At 60.2% G+C, this 17293-nt stretch carries 15 protein-coding genes; 9 read left to right on the top strand and 6 right to left on the bottom strand.

What is annotated here, in order from left to right; genetic code table 11:
* Position 1 precedes the first annotated feature (1 nt).
* From mutS to xerD, 4 genes are read left to right on the top strand one after another with little or no spacing between them, the layout of a single operon-like run.
* Positions 2–2602, top strand: coding sequence for a DNA mismatch repair protein MutS (gene mutS / locus VGL70_21020; protein ID HEY3306010.1), 2601 nt, complete (start codon positions 2–4; stop codon positions 2600–2602).
* Between the two features lie 5 nt (positions 2603–2607).
* Entirely contained in the window at positions 2608–3789 is a 1182-nt protein-coding gene (locus VGL70_21015) for an N-acetylmuramoyl-L-alanine amidase (GenBank protein HEY3306009.1), read from the top strand.
* Positions 3790–3797: 8 nt separating this feature from the next.
* Positions 3798–6563, top strand: coding sequence for a [protein-PII] uridylyltransferase (gene glnD, locus VGL70_21010; protein ID HEY3306008.1), 2766 nt, complete (start codon positions 3798–3800; stop codon positions 6561–6563).
* Positions 6535–7449, top strand: a complete 915-nt coding sequence (gene xerD, locus VGL70_21005) for a site-specific tyrosine recombinase XerD (GenBank protein HEY3306007.1) — start codon at positions 6535–6537, stop codon at positions 7447–7449. Before glnD ends, xerD begins: the two co-directional genes overlap by 29 nt.
* Before the next feature lie 66 nt (positions 7450–7515).
* Here xerD and VGL70_21000 read toward each other — a convergent pair whose 3' ends face one another.
* The gene (locus tag VGL70_21000; protein ID HEY3306006.1) at positions 7516–7875 is read right to left on the bottom strand and encodes an aspartyl protease family protein; all 360 of its coding nucleotides are present in this window, start codon (positions 7873–7875) and stop codon (positions 7516–7518) included.
* A 199-nt stretch (positions 7876–8074) separates the two neighbouring features.
* On the opposite strand from VGL70_21000, the gene VGL70_20995 reads away from it, so the two are divergent.
* The 5 genes from VGL70_20995 (at position 8075) to VGL70_20975 (ending at position 11857) form a co-directional block, all read left to right on the top strand.
* The gene (locus tag VGL70_20995) at positions 8075–8737 is read left to right on the top strand and encodes a site-2 protease family protein (GenBank protein HEY3306005.1); all 663 of its coding nucleotides are present in this window, start codon (positions 8075–8077) and stop codon (positions 8735–8737) included.
* A gap of 3 nt (positions 8738–8740) precedes the next feature.
* On the top strand, positions 8741–9724 hold the full coding sequence (gene trpS, locus VGL70_20990) for a tryptophan--tRNA ligase (GenBank protein HEY3306004.1): 984 nt from the start codon (positions 8741–8743) through the stop codon (positions 9722–9724).
* Entirely contained in the window at positions 9721–10491 is a 771-nt protein-coding gene (locus tag VGL70_20985; GenBank protein HEY3306003.1) for a segregation/condensation protein A, read from the top strand. Before trpS ends, VGL70_20985 begins: the two co-directional genes overlap by 4 nt.
* Positions 10481–11068, top strand: coding sequence for an SMC-Scp complex subunit ScpB (gene scpB / locus VGL70_20980; protein ID HEY3306002.1), 588 nt, complete (start codon positions 10481–10483; stop codon positions 11066–11068). The genes VGL70_20985 and scpB overlap by 11 nt, the downstream gene beginning before the upstream one ends.
* A gap of 66 nt (positions 11069–11134) precedes the next feature.
* The gene (locus tag VGL70_20975; protein HEY3306001.1) at positions 11135–11857 is read left to right on the top strand and encodes a pseudouridine synthase; all 723 of its coding nucleotides are present in this window, start codon (positions 11135–11137) and stop codon (positions 11855–11857) included.
* A gap of 199 nt (positions 11858–12056) precedes the next feature.
* Here VGL70_20975 and moeB read toward each other — a convergent pair whose 3' ends face one another.
* From moeB to VGL70_20950, 5 genes are all read right to left on the bottom strand, one after another.
* Positions 12057–13274, bottom strand: a complete 1218-nt coding sequence (gene moeB / locus VGL70_20970; GenBank protein ID HEY3306000.1) for a molybdopterin-synthase adenylyltransferase MoeB — start codon at positions 13272–13274, stop codon at positions 12057–12059.
* A 148-nt stretch (positions 13275–13422) separates the two neighbouring features.
* Entirely contained in the window at positions 13423–13779 is a 357-nt protein-coding gene (locus VGL70_20965) for a VOC family protein (GenBank protein HEY3305999.1), read from the bottom strand.
* Between the two features lie 72 nt (positions 13780–13851).
* Positions 13852–14718, bottom strand: a complete 867-nt coding sequence (locus VGL70_20960; GenBank protein ID HEY3305998.1) for an ABC transporter permease — start codon at positions 14716–14718, stop codon at positions 13852–13854.
* Positions 14719–14725: 7 nt separating this feature from the next.
* A complete protein-coding gene (locus VGL70_20955) occupies positions 14726–15643 on the bottom strand; it encodes an ABC transporter permease (GenBank protein ID HEY3305997.1) in 918 nt (305 codons plus the stop codon).
* A 10-nt stretch (positions 15644–15653) separates the two neighbouring features.
* A complete protein-coding gene (locus VGL70_20950; GenBank protein ID HEY3305996.1) occupies positions 15654–17246 on the bottom strand; it encodes a peptide ABC transporter substrate-binding protein in 1593 nt (530 codons plus the stop codon).
* Positions 17247–17293 lie beyond the last annotated feature (47 nt).

Raw genomic sequence — 17293 nt, 5'->3', positions numbered from 1 at the left:
CATGGAAGCCTCCAAGCTCACGCCTATGATCCGGCAGTACCTCCAGATCAAGGAGAGGTACCGCGACGCGATCCTGTTTTTTCGCCTGGGCGATTTTTACGAGATGTTCTTCGAAGACGCGGAGAAGGCTTCGAAGATTCTCGACATCGCGCTCACGTCGCGCAACCGCAGCGACGACGGCGGGGTCCCGCTCTGCGGCGTTCCTTATCACGCCATGACGCCGTACGTCGGCAAGCTCCTCGACGCCGGCTACAAAGTCGCCATCTGCGAGCAGGTAGAGGATCCGAAAATCGCCAAGGGCATCGTGCAGCGCGAGGTTGTGCGCGTGGTCACGCCGGGAACCGTCACCGAAGGCGACGCGCTGGACGCCGGCGACAACAGCTTCCTTGCGGCCGTCGCGTGCGGCAAGAAAGTCTACGGTCTCGCCGTAACCGACGTGACCACCGGCGAGTTTCGCTTCACCCAAGTCGCGGACTACGCGTCCTTGAAAGATGAAATCGGACGGGTGCGTCCGCGCGAGTTGATTCTCACCGACGCCGGCGAATCCATCGCTGCAGAATTGTCGCGCGATTTTCCGGGGCTTCATCTGAGTCCGGTCTCCCCGCTCTGGTTTTCCGCCAACGCCGAGGAGCGCCTGAAGGCGGTTAAGCTCTGGTCCGGTCAGATCGACGGGGAGTGGGAGCAGGGGATTCACGCGGCTGCAGCGGTCGTCGCATTTTTGGAGGAAAACTCCCCGGCGGTCGTGAAGGGGCTGCGCCCATTGCGGCCTTATTCGGCCTCGCGCTATCTGATGCTCGATGAGATCACCCGTCATAACCTCGAGCTGCTCTCGGACTTCCAGGGAAGCAAGAAAAATTCCCTGCTGGGGATTCTCGATCGGACGGAGACTCCGATGGGAGCGCGCCGGCTGCGGCAGTGGGTTTTGTACCCCTTGCTCGATGAGCGAGCCATTCGCGCCCGCCAGGAAGGCGTCGGGGAGCTGGTGGAGGATTACGCCGCGCGCCAGGAGCTAAAAGATTTGTTGAAGGGAGTTCAGGATCTCGACCGGCTGGCCGGAAGAATCGTCGCGGGCAGCGCGCAGCCGCGGGACTTAATTGCGGTCAAGGACACGTTGCGCGCCGTTGCTCCGATCAAGGCCGCGGTCCAACGTCGCTCGGCGGGGATGTTCGACTCATTGGCGGGTGAATTGCTCGACCTGCCGGAGGCGATCGCGCTCCTCGAGCGGGCCATCGTCGATGATCCGCCGGCGACGCTCAAGGCCGGCGAAACGATTCGCCCCGGATATAACGCCGAATTGGACGAGCTGCGCTCGCTGCGCAAGGACGCCAAGCAGTGGGTCGCGCGCTTCGAGAGCAGCGAGAAGAAGCGCACCGGAATAAACTCTCTCAAAGTCAGGTACAATCGGGTCTTCGGCTATTACATCGAGGTGACCCGCTCCCATCTCGGCGCCGTGCCGGCGGACTACGTCCGCAAGCAGACCTTGGCGAACGGCGAGCGCTACATCACTTCGGAGCTGAAGGAATATGAAGCCAAAATTCTAAATTCGGAAGAGGAGATTCAAAAGATCGAGCTGGCTCTCTTTAGCGAGGTGCGGGAGACCATCGCGACTTATTATGACCCGATGAAGCGGACCGCCGACGCGCTCGCGACACTCGACGTGCTGCTTGCGCTCGCCGAGTCGGCGCATTCCAACCATTTCGTCCGGCCCCAGGTGGACAGCGGCCTTTGCATTTCGATTCGCGAGGGGCGCCACCCGGTCGTCGAGGCCGTGCTCGGCCGCGGCGCCTTCGTGGCCAACGATTGCGCGCTCGATCCCGAGTCGCAGCAAATCATCGTCCTCACCGGGCCGAACATGGCCGGTAAATCGACTTACATGCGCCAGGTCGCGCTGATCGTCGTCCTGGCGCAGATGGGAAGCTTCGTGCCGGCGGCCGAGGCCCGCGTCGGCCTTGTCGACCGCATCTTCACGCGCATCGGCGCGGCGGATTATCTAGCGCGCGGCGAATCGACCTTCATGGTCGAGATGAAAGAGACGGCGCACATCATGCGCCACGCGACGGCGCGAAGCCTGATTCTTCTCGACGAGGTCGGACGCGGCACCAGCACCTTCGACGGCATCTCGATCGCCTGGTCCGTCGCGGAGTCGCTTCACGACTCGCCGCACCGGCCGCGCACTCTGTTCGCGACGCATTATCACGAGCTGACCGACCTGGCGCTGACGAACGAGCGGGTGAAGAATTTCAACTTCGCGGTGAAAGAGTGGAAGGGGGATGTCATTTTTCTCCGCAGCTTGGTCGAAGGCGCGGCCAGCCGCAGCTACGGAATTCACGTCGCCAGGTTGGCGGGACTTCCGGAAACGGTGGTCGAGCGCGCCAAGGAGATACTGAAAAATTTAGCCGGCGGCGAGCTGGACGAAAGGGGCCGCCCGAGGCTCGCGCGCGGAACGCGGAAGGAAGAACCGGCGCAGATGGCCTTGTTCGGCTCTGCGGAAAGCAGGCTCGGCGACGAGCTTAAGAAAATCGACGTTTCGACCTTGACGCCGCTCGAAGCGTTGAATGTTTTGCACGACCTCGTCGAACAGGTGAAAAAGGAGAATCGATAAGTCCGATGCGCTTTCGCAGTATTTATCGGGTGCTTTTCTTGATGCTACTGGCCGGCGCGTCGAGCCATGCGGCCGAGCCGGGAAAGGCCGTTCTATCCCAGATCCGCTACGCCTCGACGGAAAGCCGTACCCGGGTGACGCTGGAGCTGTCGTCGGAAGTTCGTTACGCGACGCACGCGCTTAAAGAGGATCTGTCCAAGGGGCTTCCGCCGCGCATCTACGTCGATCTCGTGGGCTCTCGGCTCGGCGCGGACGCCAAGCAGCCGATTTTGATTCAGGACGGATTGTTGCGCCAGGTGCGCGCCGCGCAGTTCAGCCCCGAGGTGGTGCGCGTGGTGCTGGACATGAACAGCGTGGGGAGTTACCGGACCTCGGTGTTATCCAATCCTTATCGTCTGGTCGTCGATATCCAGGGACGGGAGAACGGCGACAGAGTCGCTCCGGTGGAGAAAAAGAAAGAAGCGGCTCCGGGAGCAAAAACCGCCAAGCCTCTCGTCCCCGCGCTCCGCAAGATCGTCATCGATCCGGGTCATGGCGGCAAAGATCCCGGCGCGATCGGAGTCGGCGGGATCGCGGAGAAGGATGTCGTTTTAAACGTCGCCAGGAAGCTGGCGCTCAAACTGAAACGAGAAATGGGCGTGGAGGTCGTTCTCACGCGGAACGACGATTCTTTCGTCGATCTAAAAGACCGCACGGCGATCGCCAATGCGGAACAGGCCGATCTTTTCATCTCGCTCCACGTGAACGCGAGCCCGAATCCGGACGCAAGAGGTCTGGAAACGTACTATCTGGACAATACTACGGACGAAGCCGCCAACCGGCTCGCGGCGCGTGAAAACGCCGTCGCGCGCACCAGCGTCACCGACATTCAGTTCATCCTGAGCGACATGATCCAGAACTTGAAGCTCGAGGATTCGATCACGCTGGCCAACCGTCTGCACGCCTCCGTTGTCTCGCAGGTAGGCCGGCGCTATGGTGAAGTGCGCGACCTCGGCGTCAAAAAAGCTTTGTTCTACGTTCTGGTCGGCGCGCGCATGCCCAGCGTCCTGGTCGAAATGTTTTTTGTCACGCACAAGACCGAGGGCCGAGCGCTGACCAAAGAGGCCTACCAGGACGCGCTCGCCGACGCATTGTTCGAGGGGATCAAGAAATATCAGGAGAGCGCGCAGGTGGTGAAGAATCTTTAGTGACACCGATGGACACGACGGAAATTTCCCGAACGCTTTTTGACGAGACCTGGGCGGAGTCCGATCCGGTCCGCGGCGCGCGCTCCTATCTCGAGCGGGCAAGGCAGGTTATGCACGAGCGGCACCGCGCCGGCGCGGGCGGCCACGAGGTCGTTGCGGCGTATACCACGTTGATCGATCATTTGATCCGCCGCATCTTCGACGCCGCGAGCCAGGATCATATTTTGCGCTATCCGAGCTTGAATCCGCGCTGCACGCTCGTCGCGCAGGGAGGATACGGCCGCGCCGAGCTCAACCCGCAATCCGACATCGATCTCTTGTTTCTCTATCACTGGAAGGTCACGTCGTACGTCGAGACGGTTGCCGAGAAAGTCCTCTACACTCTATGGGACGCCGGCCTCGTCGTCGGGCACGCGACGCGCGGCGTTGCGGACTCGATGCGCATGGCGCTTGCCGACATGAAAATCAGGACCTCGCTGCTCGATTCCCGCTACCTCTGCGGCGACGAGGCGCTTTACACCGAGTTCGACAAAGCGGTCGAGGACACTCTGGAGAGGAAACACGGCGACCGATTCATGCGCGAAAAATTGGCCGAGAGCCGCGAGCGGCACGAGCGCTATGGCGGATCGGTTTATTTGCTGGAGCCGGACATCAAGGAGAGCGAAGGAGGGCTGAGAGACATTCATACGGCGCTTTGGATCGCCAAAATGAAGCTCGGGACCCGCACCCTCGACGACCTCGCGGGGCGCGGCGTTATCAACGACGCGGATCTGGCGGCGCTCAAGACGGCGCGCGATTTCATTTGGCGGATCAGGAACGAGCTTCACTTCCATTCCAAAAAGCATCAGGACCAGTTGACCTTCGAAGAACAGGAGATCGTCGCCGAGGCGCTGGGATACAGAGATAACGGCAGGGTGAAAGGCGTCGAGGCTTTTATGCGCGCCTACTACCTCGAAGCTTCGCAGATCAGCCGCATCTCGACCTTGGTCATCCAGCGCCTGACCGAGCCTTCGGAGCCGCCCCAATGGCAGTGGAGAGGCCGGGCGGCGGGCGTCGCGGGGCAGGAGGTCCGGCCGGGCGTGGCGATTTCCCGAAGCACGCTTTGGGTAACCCAACCTTCCGTTCTCTCGGCGCCGCCGGAGACTCTGATCGCGATCTTCGCCGACGCGCAGAAACACCGGGCGCAGATCAGCCACGAGACGCGCGAGCTGGCGCGGCAGCGCGCCGAGACGATCGACGATCGCTTTCGCCGCTCCCCCGCCGTCAACCGCATCTTTCTTGAAATCCTCAAATACAAGGAGCGGGTCTATGAAACGCTGACGGAGATGCACCGCTCGGGCGTGCTGGGCGCGTTGATCCCCGAGTTCGGCCGGCTTTTATGCATGGCGCTCCACGATCTCTACCACATCTACACGGTCGATCAGCATTCGCTCCGCCTGGTCAAGGAGATGGAACGGCTCAAGTCGGGCGAGTTGCGCGACGCCTTGCCGCTGCTGACCCAGCTCGCGCGGGAAACCGAAAAAATCGAGATCCTCTACCTCGGTCTCCTTTTTCACGACATCGGCAAGGGACTCGGCGGCGGCCACTCGGAGAAAGGGCGAGACATCGCGAGAGCGATCGCCGCCCGGATGGGACTCAACGTGGACGACACGGAGCAGCTCGAATTTCTCGTGCTGCATCACCTGCTCTTCGCCCACACGGCGTTTCGCCGGGACATCGAAGACGACAAGCTCGTGCTCGATTTCGCCAAGACGATGGGCAACGCGGACAACCTCAAGATGCTCTACCTCTTGACCTATGCGGACATGAAATCGGTCGGCCCGCAGGTCTGGAATCCGTGGAAGGCGTCGCTGCTCGAGCAGCTCTATCTGGGATCGCTGCAAGAGTTGGAAGCTCTGGAGAAAGGCGAGTCGCGGACGGAGGCCCGCATCGAGAAGATCCGGCGCATCCAGTCGCGGCTGGAGCGCCAACTGACGCCCTGGCATCCGCCGGAGAGGATCCGGAATTTTTTCGCGTCCATGCCGGAGCGATACTTTCTGTCGACGCCGGAGGAAGACATCCCGTTTCACTTCGAGCTGATCGAGCGGTTCGGCGAGCTCACCGCCCCGAGGAAGATCGAGGGGCAGTTCAAAGGCCAGACCTTCGTCAGCACGGTGCGCCATATGCCGGAGAAAGAGCTCAGCGAGATGGCCATTTGCACGAACGACCGGCCCGGCCTTTTCGCCAGCATCGCGGGCGTCTTCGCGGCGATGGGCCTCGACATTTTGAGCGCGCGCATCATCACGCGGAAGGACGGATTGATCCTCGACGTTTTTCGCATATCTCATATGGGCACGCCGGAAGCCGCGGTGAGGCCGGAAAAATGGGAGCGGATGCGGGCGCTGCTGGAGCAGGTGCTCAGCGGCGCGGCCGACGTCGCCCGGCTCGTCGAAGAGTCGGAGCGTCCGTCGCTGTTCAAAAAGCGCGCGCCCAAAGTTCCGACGGCGGTTTTGGTCGACAACCGCGCCTCCGACGACTTCACGATCGTCGATGTTTACACGCAAGACCGGATCGGCGTCCTGTTCACCATCACCCACACGCTGCACCTCCTCGGCCTCTCGATTCACGTCGCCAAGATATCGACCAACGTGGATCAGGTGGCGGACGTTTTTTACGTCACCGACGAGCACGGCGGGAAGATCGCCGACCCGGCGCGCCTCGAAAGCATCCGGCGCGAGCTGTGCGAAACCTTGATGGCGGCCGAGAATGAAGGAATCGCTCAGTCCGCAAATTGATTCGTTTCTCGACGCGCTCACCGTCGAGAAAGGGCTGGCGCGAAATACGATCGAGGCGTACAGCCGCGACCTCAATCGTCTGGCGAACTTTTTGAAATCACGCGGCGTGGATGCTTGGGGAAGAAGCGAGACCGTTCACTTGCGCTCCTTTCTCGCGTCGCTGCGCGCGCGCAAGTTGAGCGCGCGCTCGATCGCCCGCGCCGTGGTTTCGGCGCGCCAATTCTACCGATTTCTGGAAAAAGAGGAGCAGATAAAAGAGAATCCGATGCCGCAGTTCAGCGATCATGGCGGTCCGAGAAGGCTGCCGCACGTTCTCGGCGCCGACGAGATCGGCAAGCTCTTGAGCCAGCCCGATCCGACGACCGCTCTCGGCCGCCGCGACCGGGCGATGCTGGAGCTGCTCTACGCGGCCGGTCTCAGGGTTTCCGAGCTGGTCTCGCTCCTCGCCCATCAGGTCAACATGGACGGCAATTATCTTATCGTCAAAGGAAAAGGCGCCAAGGTGCGCCAGGTCCCGTTCGGCAGGAAGGCGAGAGAAAGCCTGGTCCGTTATTTAACCGAAGTGCGGCCGAAATTTCTTCGCGGGCGGTCGAGCCCGCATCTATTCGTCACTCGCTCGGGCAGGGCGATGACGCGCCAGGGATTCTGGAAGGCGCTCAAGCATCACAGCCTCGCGGCCGGCATCGAGAAGCGGGTGACGCCGCACACCTTGCGCCATTCCTTCGCCACGCATCTGCTGGAAGGCGGCGCGGATCTCCGCTCCGTTCAATCGATGCTCGGCCACGCAGACATTTCGACGACGCAAATTTATACGCATCTCACGCGCAGCCATTTGAAAGAAGCCCATCGCAAATACCATCCGCGGGAAAGAGCCGGCGGAAAATAGTTTGGCGGCAAGCAGCGCAGGTCCGTCGGATTTGTGCGCTAGAGAAGCGTCGAAACTCGGCAGCGCTCAGTGCTTGGCCACCATGAGTTTCATCGGCTGGAGAGTGCGGGTAAACGGGTTGAGGACAAGACCGAGGATCTCAAGAGTAACGGCGCCAAGAAGCGGCTGGTCTCCGCGCTCGCCGAGGATGACCGGCGTATGTCCCTCCAAGCCGTTATAACGGATGAGACACTCGGAAACTTTTCTACGGAGATCCGTGCCGTCGGCTAGCGTGAAGGTGAGCTCGCGCTTGGGCCGCAGCCCAAGGCCTTTCCATACCTTCTCGGGCAGCACCGTGTAGGAGGCTCCGCTGTCGACTAAAAAGCGCACGGACCGCTTTCGACCTCTCGAACCGGCTACCGTAGCCTGAATGAACGTAAGTCCCATGACGGTACAAAGAAATCTTTTTTCAAAGAAAAGCGTATCCGATAAGCCGGCGCTATGTCAACTCGCGTGCGCTTTCGCTCGGTGCAATCGATGCTCGGCCAACGACTCGATTCCGAACCCGCTTTACGCCTGAACCGGCAAGTTTTTTCTTGTGTTTTCGCGGTGCGTGCCCTATCTTTGAAAAGTAACGTATACGGTTGTGGAGACGATACAAAATATCGCGATCTGGGCGGTGCCGGTGCTGGTGGCTATCGTTTTCCATGAAGTCGCGCATGGATACGTCGCGTACTACTTGGGCGATCCGACGGCGGCGCGGATGGGACGGCTGACTCTCAACCCTCTCGCCCATATCGATCCGTTCGGCACCGTCTTGTTGCCGCTTCTGCTGATCGTCGCACATTCGCCTTTTGTTTTCGGCTACGCGAAGCCCGTGCCGGTGAATTTTCACAATCTCAATCGACCCAAGCGGGACATGATCTGGGTCGCCCTGGCCGGACCGCTGACGAACCTTGTGCTCGCCTTCGGCAGCGCGATGGTTTTGAAGTTGCTTCTGTCTTATGACGAGCCGCTTTCGTCGGGTTCGGGGTCGTCGATCGCGATTCTTGGGCCGCTGACCGACATGGCCAAAACGACGGTGATCATGAACGTGGTTCTGGCGGTGTTCAACTTGATTCCGATTCCGCCGCTCGACGGCGGCCGGGTGCTGGTCGGGCTATTGCCGGAGCCGCAGTCGTCGGCCGTTGCGCGCGTCGAGCCTTTCGGTTTTCTGATCGTCATCGTGCTTTTGATGACCGACGTGCTGGATCACTTGATGGGCCCAGCGATACGTTTTCTGCTCGGGGTTTTTAACTGGCTGGTTTAAACAGTGGCTACCGAAACCATCGTCAGCGGCATGCGGCCAACGGGGAGCCTTCATCTCGGCCACCTTCACGGCGCGCTCAAGAATTGGGTGAAGCTGCAAAAGGACTATCGTTGTTTTTTCTTCGTCGCCGACTGGCACGCGCTGACGACGGATTACTCGAACCCCAAGGGTATTCGCCGGAGCGGTATCGAGATGGCCGCAGATTGGCTGAGTGCCGGCGTGGATCCGAAGCGCTCCGTTATCTTTCGCCAATCGGACATCAAGGAACACGCGGAGCTGCACCTGCTGCTTTCGATGATCATTCCGGTGCCGTGGCTGGAGCGCAACCCGACTTACAAAGAGCAGGTCCAGGAACTGAAAGAGCGCGATCTCTCCACTTACGGTTTCCTGGGCTATCCGGTGCTTCAGGCGGCGGACATCATCATGTACAAAGGCAACAAGGTTCCCGTGGGCGTGGACCAGGCGCCGCACGTGGAGCTTACGCGCGAGATCGTGCGCCGCTTCAACCAGGTTTACGCGCCGATTTTTCCCGAGCCCGAAGTTCTCTTGACACAAACGCCGAAGGTTCCCGGCCTGGACGGCAGGAAAATGAGCAAGAGCTACGGCAACGCGGTCTTCCTCACCGATCCGCCCGAAGAGATCGATCAAAAGTTGAGCCGCATGATGACCGACCCGGCGCGCGTGACGCGCAAAGATCCGGGCGAGCCGGAAAAATGTCCGGCGTTCAACCTGCACAAGATCTACTGCACGCCGCAGGAGATCGACTACGTCACCCAAGGCTGCCGCACCGCGGGCATCGGCTGCCTCGAATGCAAGAAGATCATGATCAAGCACGTGATCGAAGAGCTTGCGCCGATGCGGGAGAAGCGGGCCGCGCTCGAGCAGCGCCCGGCGGAAGTGGAAGATGTTTTGGCGGCAGGGAATCGCGTGGCGCAGGAGAAAGCCGCGGAGACCATGAATGAAGTCCGGGAAGCGATCGGCCTATGACTCACACAGTTCAATTGGAGATGTTCGAAGGCCCGCTGGACCTCCTGCTCCACTTGATCAAGAAGAACGAGGTCAGCATCACGGATATTCCCATCGCCGCGATCACCGAGCAGTATCTCGCCACGCTGGAGCTGATGGAGATGTTGAGCCTCGACGTCGCCGGAGAATTTCTGGTGATGGCGGCGACCCTGGTCCACATCAAGTCGAGAATGCTGCTGCCGCCGGACGAAACTGATCTGGAAGAAGACGAGGAGGGCGATCCGCGCGACGAGCTGGTGCGCCGGCTGTTGGAGTATCAGAGATTCAAAGAAGCAGCGGGAGAGCTGGAACGGCGCGACATCTTGAAGCGCGACGTATTCGTCCGCTCGCCCGAGCCGCCGGAACAGGTGGAGACCGTGGGCTTTGAGACCGTCTCTCTGTTCGACTTGATCGCCGCGCTCCGCACCGTGCTCGATCGGCTGCCCAAGGATTCAGTGCACCAGGTCGAGCTGGAAACGGTATCGGTACGGGAAAAAATGAGCCAGATTTTGGCCGACCTGCATCGCCGAGGCAAAGCGGTGTTTCAAGAGCTTTTCACGGGGGCGGTGTCGCGGATGGAGGTCGTGGTGACGTTTCTCGCCATGCTGGAGCTGGTCAAGATTCGCGCGGTGAAAATATGGCAGGAGGAAACTACCGGACCGATTATCATTGCGCCGGCGGCGCCGTTGGAAGAGGCGCATCAAAAGATGGCCGGCGGGATCATCGAGGAAGATATCGATGAAGCGTGAACAATTGAAATCGATTCTGGAGAGCCTACTCTTCGCGTCCGAGGGGCCGGTGACGCTGCCGCGCCTCGGCGAGGTTATCGAAGGCGCGGAGCGTAACGAGATCGCCGCCGCGCTCCGGGACCTACAGGCGGAATACGACGACGCCGACCGCGGCTTCCGGATCGCCGAGGTCGCCGGCGGTTATCAGATGCAGACCGCCCGCGAGAATGCCGATTGGGTGAAGAAGCTTTATCGCGACAGGCCGGCCCGCATGAGCCGCGCCACCTTGGAGACGCTCGCCATCATCGCCTACAAGCAGCCGATCACCCGCGCCGAGATCGAAGCGATCCGCGGCGTCGACGTCGATGGGGTGGTGGCGACGCTGTTAGACCGGCGGCTGATTCGCATCGTCGCGCGGAAAGACGTTCCCGGCCGGCCGTTTCTCTACGGCACCACGCCCGAGTTTCTCCAGCTCTTCAATCTCAAAGATTTGACCCATCTGCCGACCTTGAAGGAGATGGAAGAGATGACGCTACCGGAAGGCGAGACCCCGCCGCCACCCCCGGAAGAAGCCCCGCCAGAATCCAGCAAGCAGTAGGCAGTAAGCAGCCATCACTCAAAGAGAGAACTGCCTACTGCTTCCTGCCTACTGCCTACTGTTTCTATGGAGCGTTTGCAGAAAATTATTTCCCGCGCCGGCCTGGCGTCGCGCCGGGAAGCCGAGAGATGGATTCAGGACGGGCGCGTCACGGTGAACGGCGCGGTGGTTACCAAGCTCGGCACTCAGGCCGATGTCGTCAAGGACAAAATCAAGGTCGACGGCAAGCTCATTGTTCGGCCCGCGCTCAACTATTTTCTCTTCCATAAACCGCCGGGATTGATCACGTCGATGAACGATCCCGAGGGGCGGCCGCACCTCGGCGAATGGCTGGAGAGTCTAGGTAAAAAAGGCCGCGTCTTTCCCGTCGGTAGATTGGATTTCAATTCTTCGGGTCTCCTACTCCTCACCAACGACGGCGAGCTGGCGCAGAAGCTCACGCATCCGCGCTACGGCGTGCGCAAGGTATATCGGGTGAAAGTCAGCGGCTGTCCGTCTGAGCAGGAGCTCGATCGGCTGCGGAAAGGGATTCGGCTGGAGGACGGTTGGACGGCGCCGGCCAAAGCCAGAGTCGTCGAGGTCCTGAAGAAAAAGGCGTGGATCGAGCTGGAAGTTCGCGAAGGACGCTACCGTGAAGTGCGGCGGATGTTCGAAGCGCGGGGTTACTTCGTCGAGAAGCTCGTGCGCATTCGCATGGGGCCGCTCCGGCTGGGCCCGCTCGCGCCCGGCGAATACCGCCCGTTAACGCAGCAGGAAATCTCCGCCCTGAAAAGAAGCGTGGGGATGTGACAGTCGTCCTCCCGGGCACTCAAATTTCGAAGCACGAAATCCGAAGCACGAAACAATTTCGAAAGTCAAAATTCCAAAAACTCGAACAACATCGGATCGCGTTCGACGTTTTGGCATTTTTGAATTTGCTTGTTTGGATTTGTTTCGAATTTCGAGCTTCGGATTTATCCGGGTCCGCGTGTGCTTCGGGCTCTTTTATTTATCCCGCCGCCCGCTTTTTTTCCGAGGGCGCAGACTCTGGCGCCGGATGCGCCGCGCGCAGGCTGCAGAACTCTTCGTAGTCGATGAGCTCCTTGATCGTCGGATTGTCGCCGCACATCGGGCAAGCCGGGTCGCGTTTTAGATTCAAGGTCGTGATCTCATTCATCAAGGTGTTGAAGCAGAGCAGCTTGCCGACCAGCGTCTCGCCCTTCCCAAGGATCAGCTTGATCGTTTCCAGCGCCTGGATCGTGCCGATGAGTCCCGGCAGGACGCCGAGCACTCCGGCCTCGGCGCAGCTCGGCGCCATCTCCGCCGGCGGCGGCTCCGGGTACAAGCAGCGGTAGCAGGGCCCTTTGCCCGGATAAAAGACCGAAGCTTGTCCCTCGAACTGGAAGATGCTTCCATGCACGTTGGGCTTTTTGGTCAAGACGCAGGCGTCGTTGACCAGGTAGCGCGTCGGAAAGTTGTCGCAGCCGTCGACGACGATGTCGTAGTCCTTGATGATCTCCATGATGTTTTTCGACGTCAACTTTTCCTGGTAAGGAATGACACGGACATCGGGATTCAATCCTTGTAGCGTCATCTTCGCGGACTCGACTTTGGGCATGCCGACACGGTCGTTGCTGTGCAGGATCTGCCGCTGCAGGTTGGAGAGATCGACGACGTCGTTGTCGATGATGCCGATAGTTCCAACGCCCGCCGCCGCGAGGTAATAGGCCGAAGGGGAGCCGAGCCCGCCGGCGCCGACAATGAGAACTTTCGCCTTGAGTAGTTTGGCCTGGCCTTCCTCGCCGACTTCCGGAAGCATGAAATGGCGGCTGTAGCGGGTTGTCTGCTCCTGCGTGAACTGGTGGTCTTGGATCCACTTGTAGCCGGCCGTCTTCCACGCGCCGTAGCCGCCGGACATCGAGATCACGTTTTGATAACCCATCTCTTTGAGCGCTTTCGCGGCCAAGAGCGAGCGCACGCCGCCGGCGCAATAGGCGATGATCGGAGTCGATTTTTCCGGAACGGTGGTTTCGACCTTGAGCTCGAGGAAGCCGCGGGGCAGGGAGACGGCGCCTTCGAGATGACCCTCGCGATATTCGTCCTTCTCGCGCACGTCTAACAGGAGGTGGTTGCCGTTCCTTTCGAGAAGATCCTTGGTCTCCTGGACCGAAATCTCCTTGACGTCCTTCCGCGCCTCCTCCATCAACTGTTTAAAGGTCTTCGCCATTTAATCCTCCCGGTTCTCTCTCGTAAATTGGACCTTCTAGGTCTAAGTTACACATGCCGATTCCAAAAGTCAACTTTCTCGCCGAAAACCTTTGCTAAAAGGCCTGCTTATAAGCTGAACTTCTAGAATCCCAAGCCATCGCCGCGCGCTAGCGCGGAATTCGGATCTCTATCTGTAGGCCGTTGGGGTCCTGACAGAAGATGGTGGTGAGCTTACCGGCCGCGTCTCGATTCTCGCGCAAGATCTTGGCGCCTTTGCTCTTAAATTCGTTGGCCACGCCGTCGATGTCGTCGGTGACAAAGCCGTAGTGATGCACGCCGACCGCGCCGTCCGACTCCATCAGTTGCAGCGGAGCTTCACCATCGACCTTGAGAAAACAGAAGCCATAGCCGGACGATCCTTTTCTAATCGGCGTCGGCTCGCCGCCGAAAAGATTCTGGTAAAAGCGGATCGACTCCTCAAGATTCTTGCAGTTGATTGCGACGTGTTCGAGACGGTAGTTCATCTATCTTCCCCCCTTGGCTACGTTATTGAGGAAGAACGTAGAGCAAAGCCCGAGCTTCGTCAACTTATCGTATCATCGTAATTTGGGATCGAAAATATCTCTGAGGCCGTTGCCGAGAAAGTTGAAGGACAGGATGGTCAAAAAAATCGCCAGCGCCGGAAAAAAGATCAGGTGCGGATAGCTACGCATGGCGCGCCAGCCGTCCTGGGTCAAGGTTCCCCAGCTGGTTCCCCATTCGCTGTAGGGATCGTTGATGCCGAGGCCGATAAAGCTCAACGTGGACTCGGAAAGGATCGCGGCGGGAATGCTGAACGTGAGCGTCACCAGAACGGGCGCGAAGATGTTGGGAAGGATGTGGCGCAGAACGATCCTCCGGTGCGGCGCGCCGATCGCTCTGGCGCCCTCCACGTAGATAAGCTCTTTCGCCTGAAGAACCTGTCCCCGCGTGATGCGGGCGAAACGAACCCACGTGATGACGCCGAGCGCGATCAGGACGCCGGCGATGTTGCGGCCGAGAAACAGAGAGAGCAGCACGAAGATGAGCAGGTCGGGAAGGCCGTAGAAGATATCGACGATCCGCATGAGCAGGTTATCCAGCGCGCCGCCGGCGTAACCGGATACGAGGCCGTAAAGCGTTCCGATCATGAGCGCGATCAGGGCGGTCCCGAGCCCTACCGCGATGGAGACGCGCGCGCCGTAGAGAATTCGCGTAAAGAGATCTCTTCCCAGCTCGTCCGTGCCGAGCCAGTGATCGCGGCTCGGTCCTTCGAGCATGCGCTGCTCTTCGAACCCGCCGGGCGGATAAGGCGAGAGCGCGGGCGCGAAGAAACCGGCGAAGGTCACCAGCACAATAAACGCAAAGCTCATCAGAAAGGCGGGGTTCCTCCACGGTTCGCCGCCGACACGCCCCATCCATCTTATCTTTCTCGAATCGCTCATGGTCGCCTCAACGGGAGCGCATCCGGGGATCGACGACCGAATACAAGACATCCACCAGCAGATTCGCGCAAACCAGGATCGCCGTGTAAACGAGAGTCACCCCCATGATCAGCGGATAGTCGCGGTCGGTCACCGCCGTAATGAAAAACCGGCCCATGCCGGGAATGGCGAACACGTATTCCACCACGAAGGAGCCGGCGACCAAAATCGCCAGCAGCGGGCCGAGCAGAGTCAAAACGGGGATAAGAGAATTCCGCGCCGCGTGTTTGAACAAGACCAGGGATTCGCTGACGCCCTTGGCGCGCGCCGTCCGGATAAAATCTTCGCCCAGCGTTTCGAGCAGCGACGAGCGGAGCAGGTAGGTCAACTGCGCGCAAGGCATCGCGCCGAGCGTGATCGCCGGCAAGACCGCGCTGCCGGGCGCGCCCCAGCGCGCGGCCTGAAACCATCCGAGCTGCAGTGAGAAAATCCAGATCAAAACGGCGCCGAGAACGAAGTTCGGGAGCGAGATGCCGACGGTCGCGAGGAACACGCACAGGCGGTCGATCCAGCGGTTATGATGGCTCGCGGCGGCCACGCCGAGCGGAAAGGAACACGCCAGGGCCGACAAAAGCGCCAACAGGCCCAGCACGGTCGAAGTCGGTAGAGTGTCGAGTATGATGTCGGCGACGTTCCGATCGATGTACTTATAAGAAGGACCGAGGTCGCCGCGGAGGATGCCGGCGACATAGCGGACGTACTGTTTCAGAAGCGTCTCGTCGAGATGGTATTTGGCCTCGATGTTGGCCATGACCTCCGGAGGCAGGCGCCGGTCGCGGTCGAACGGTCCGCCGGGCAAGGCGCGCAGCAATCCGAACGTCGCCGTCGCCACGACCCAGAGAACAATAATCCCATGAAGGAGACGCCTTAAGAGAAAACGGCCCACCTCTCACCGCTCACTTATTTTTCAGCCGGACGTCGCGCAGCAGCAGGCGGCTCATCGAGTTGTATTCCAATCCGGTATAGCGGGGATTCAAAACCGTGCTCTCCGCGATCGTAAACAGCGGCACGATGGGAATATCGACCTCGCAGAGGAGTTTCTGCGCCTCATTGTATACACGGACGCGCTTCTGCTCGTTCAGCTCCCGCGCGGCTTGCTCCACCAGTTGGTCGAAGCGGCCGTTCTTGTAACGCGGGTGATTGTTGCCGCTGCCGGTGATGAAGAGCTTCATGAAGTTGTCGGGGTCGGGATAGTCCGCCCCCCAGCCGGCGCGGAAGACGTGCGGCGGATCGTTTTGGAGCCGTTTCAGATAAACCTTCCATTCCAAATTTTCCAGGCGCACCAACACGCCGAGATTGCGCTTCCACATTCCCTGGACCGCTTCGGCGGCGGTCTTGTGATCCTCCCGGGTGTTGTAGACGAACGTTACCTGGGGAAAGCCCTTGCCGTCGGGGTATCCTGCTTCGCGCAGGAGCCTTCTCGCCTCCGGTGGATTATAGGGGACGCCTATTTTCGGATTGTGCGCCAGCATGCCCGGGGGAATCCACGAGGACGACGGCGCCTGTCCTCCTTGCAGCAGCCTGGGGAACACCGAGCGGTCGATCGCCATCGCGAACGCCTTGCGCACGCGCGGATCGTCGAAGGGCTTGCGGTCCATGGCAAAGCCGTAATATTCGCCGCGCAGTTGGGGCACATGCTTGAAGCCGGGCGCTTTGGCGAGACGCGGCTTTTCCAGAGCCGGAATGCTGTGGTCGTCGATAAAGTCGAGCTGTCCCTGCTCGTACATGGTGAGCGCGGTGGTCGTTTCGTTGATCATGTACATCTCGACCCTTTCGATGGCGGGTTTGCCGAGGAAATAGTTGGGGTTGGCCTTGAGCTGGATCTCGTTCTCGTGCTTCCACGAAGCGAGCAGGAAAGGGCCGTTGGTGACGATGTGCTCGGGCTCGGTCCACTGGCTGCCGAATTTCTCGACGACGTCCCGGCGCTGCGGGTACGTCACCTCGAACGTGGTGAGGGAGAGAAAGTAAGAGGTCGGGCTCTTGAGCAGGACCTCGAGGGTCGAATCGTCGATCGCTTTGACGCCCACCTGGCTCTCGTCGGCGATCGTTCCCCGGTTGAACTCTTCCGCGCCCACGATATCGAACAGGCTGTACGCATATTCGGAGGCGGTCTTGGGATTTAGCAGGCGCTTCCAGGAGTATTCGAAGTCGTGCGCCCGAACTTTTTTCCCGTCGCTCCACGCGACGTCGTCGCGCAGATGAAAGACGATTTTTTTCCCGCCTTCGAGAATGTCCCACGACTTGGCGATCACGGGGACGGGTTTTAAGTTCTTGTCGAACTCGGTCAGCCCGACCATGAGATTGGCGATGACGTTGAAAGACACGTGATCGGTCGCCAAAGACCAGTCGAGGCTCGGCGGCTCCGTCGAAAGGTTCACGCGGAAAACGGTTTCGTCGCGGCGGCCGGATGACGGATTGCAACCGGAAAAAATCGCGAACAGGAAGAGGGGAACCAGCCAGCGGCCGTGTTTTCTCAGTGCGGATGTCAAAGGCAACGCTTGCGTCCGGTTTGGTTTGCCGCTATTACTACCCCAAG

This window comes from Candidatus Binatia bacterium, assembly GCA_036504975.1.
Taxonomy (GTDB): domain Bacteria; phylum Desulfobacterota; class Binatia; order UBA9968; family UBA9968; genus JAJPJQ01.
This window is presented reverse-complemented; position numbering and strand designations above follow the sequence as displayed.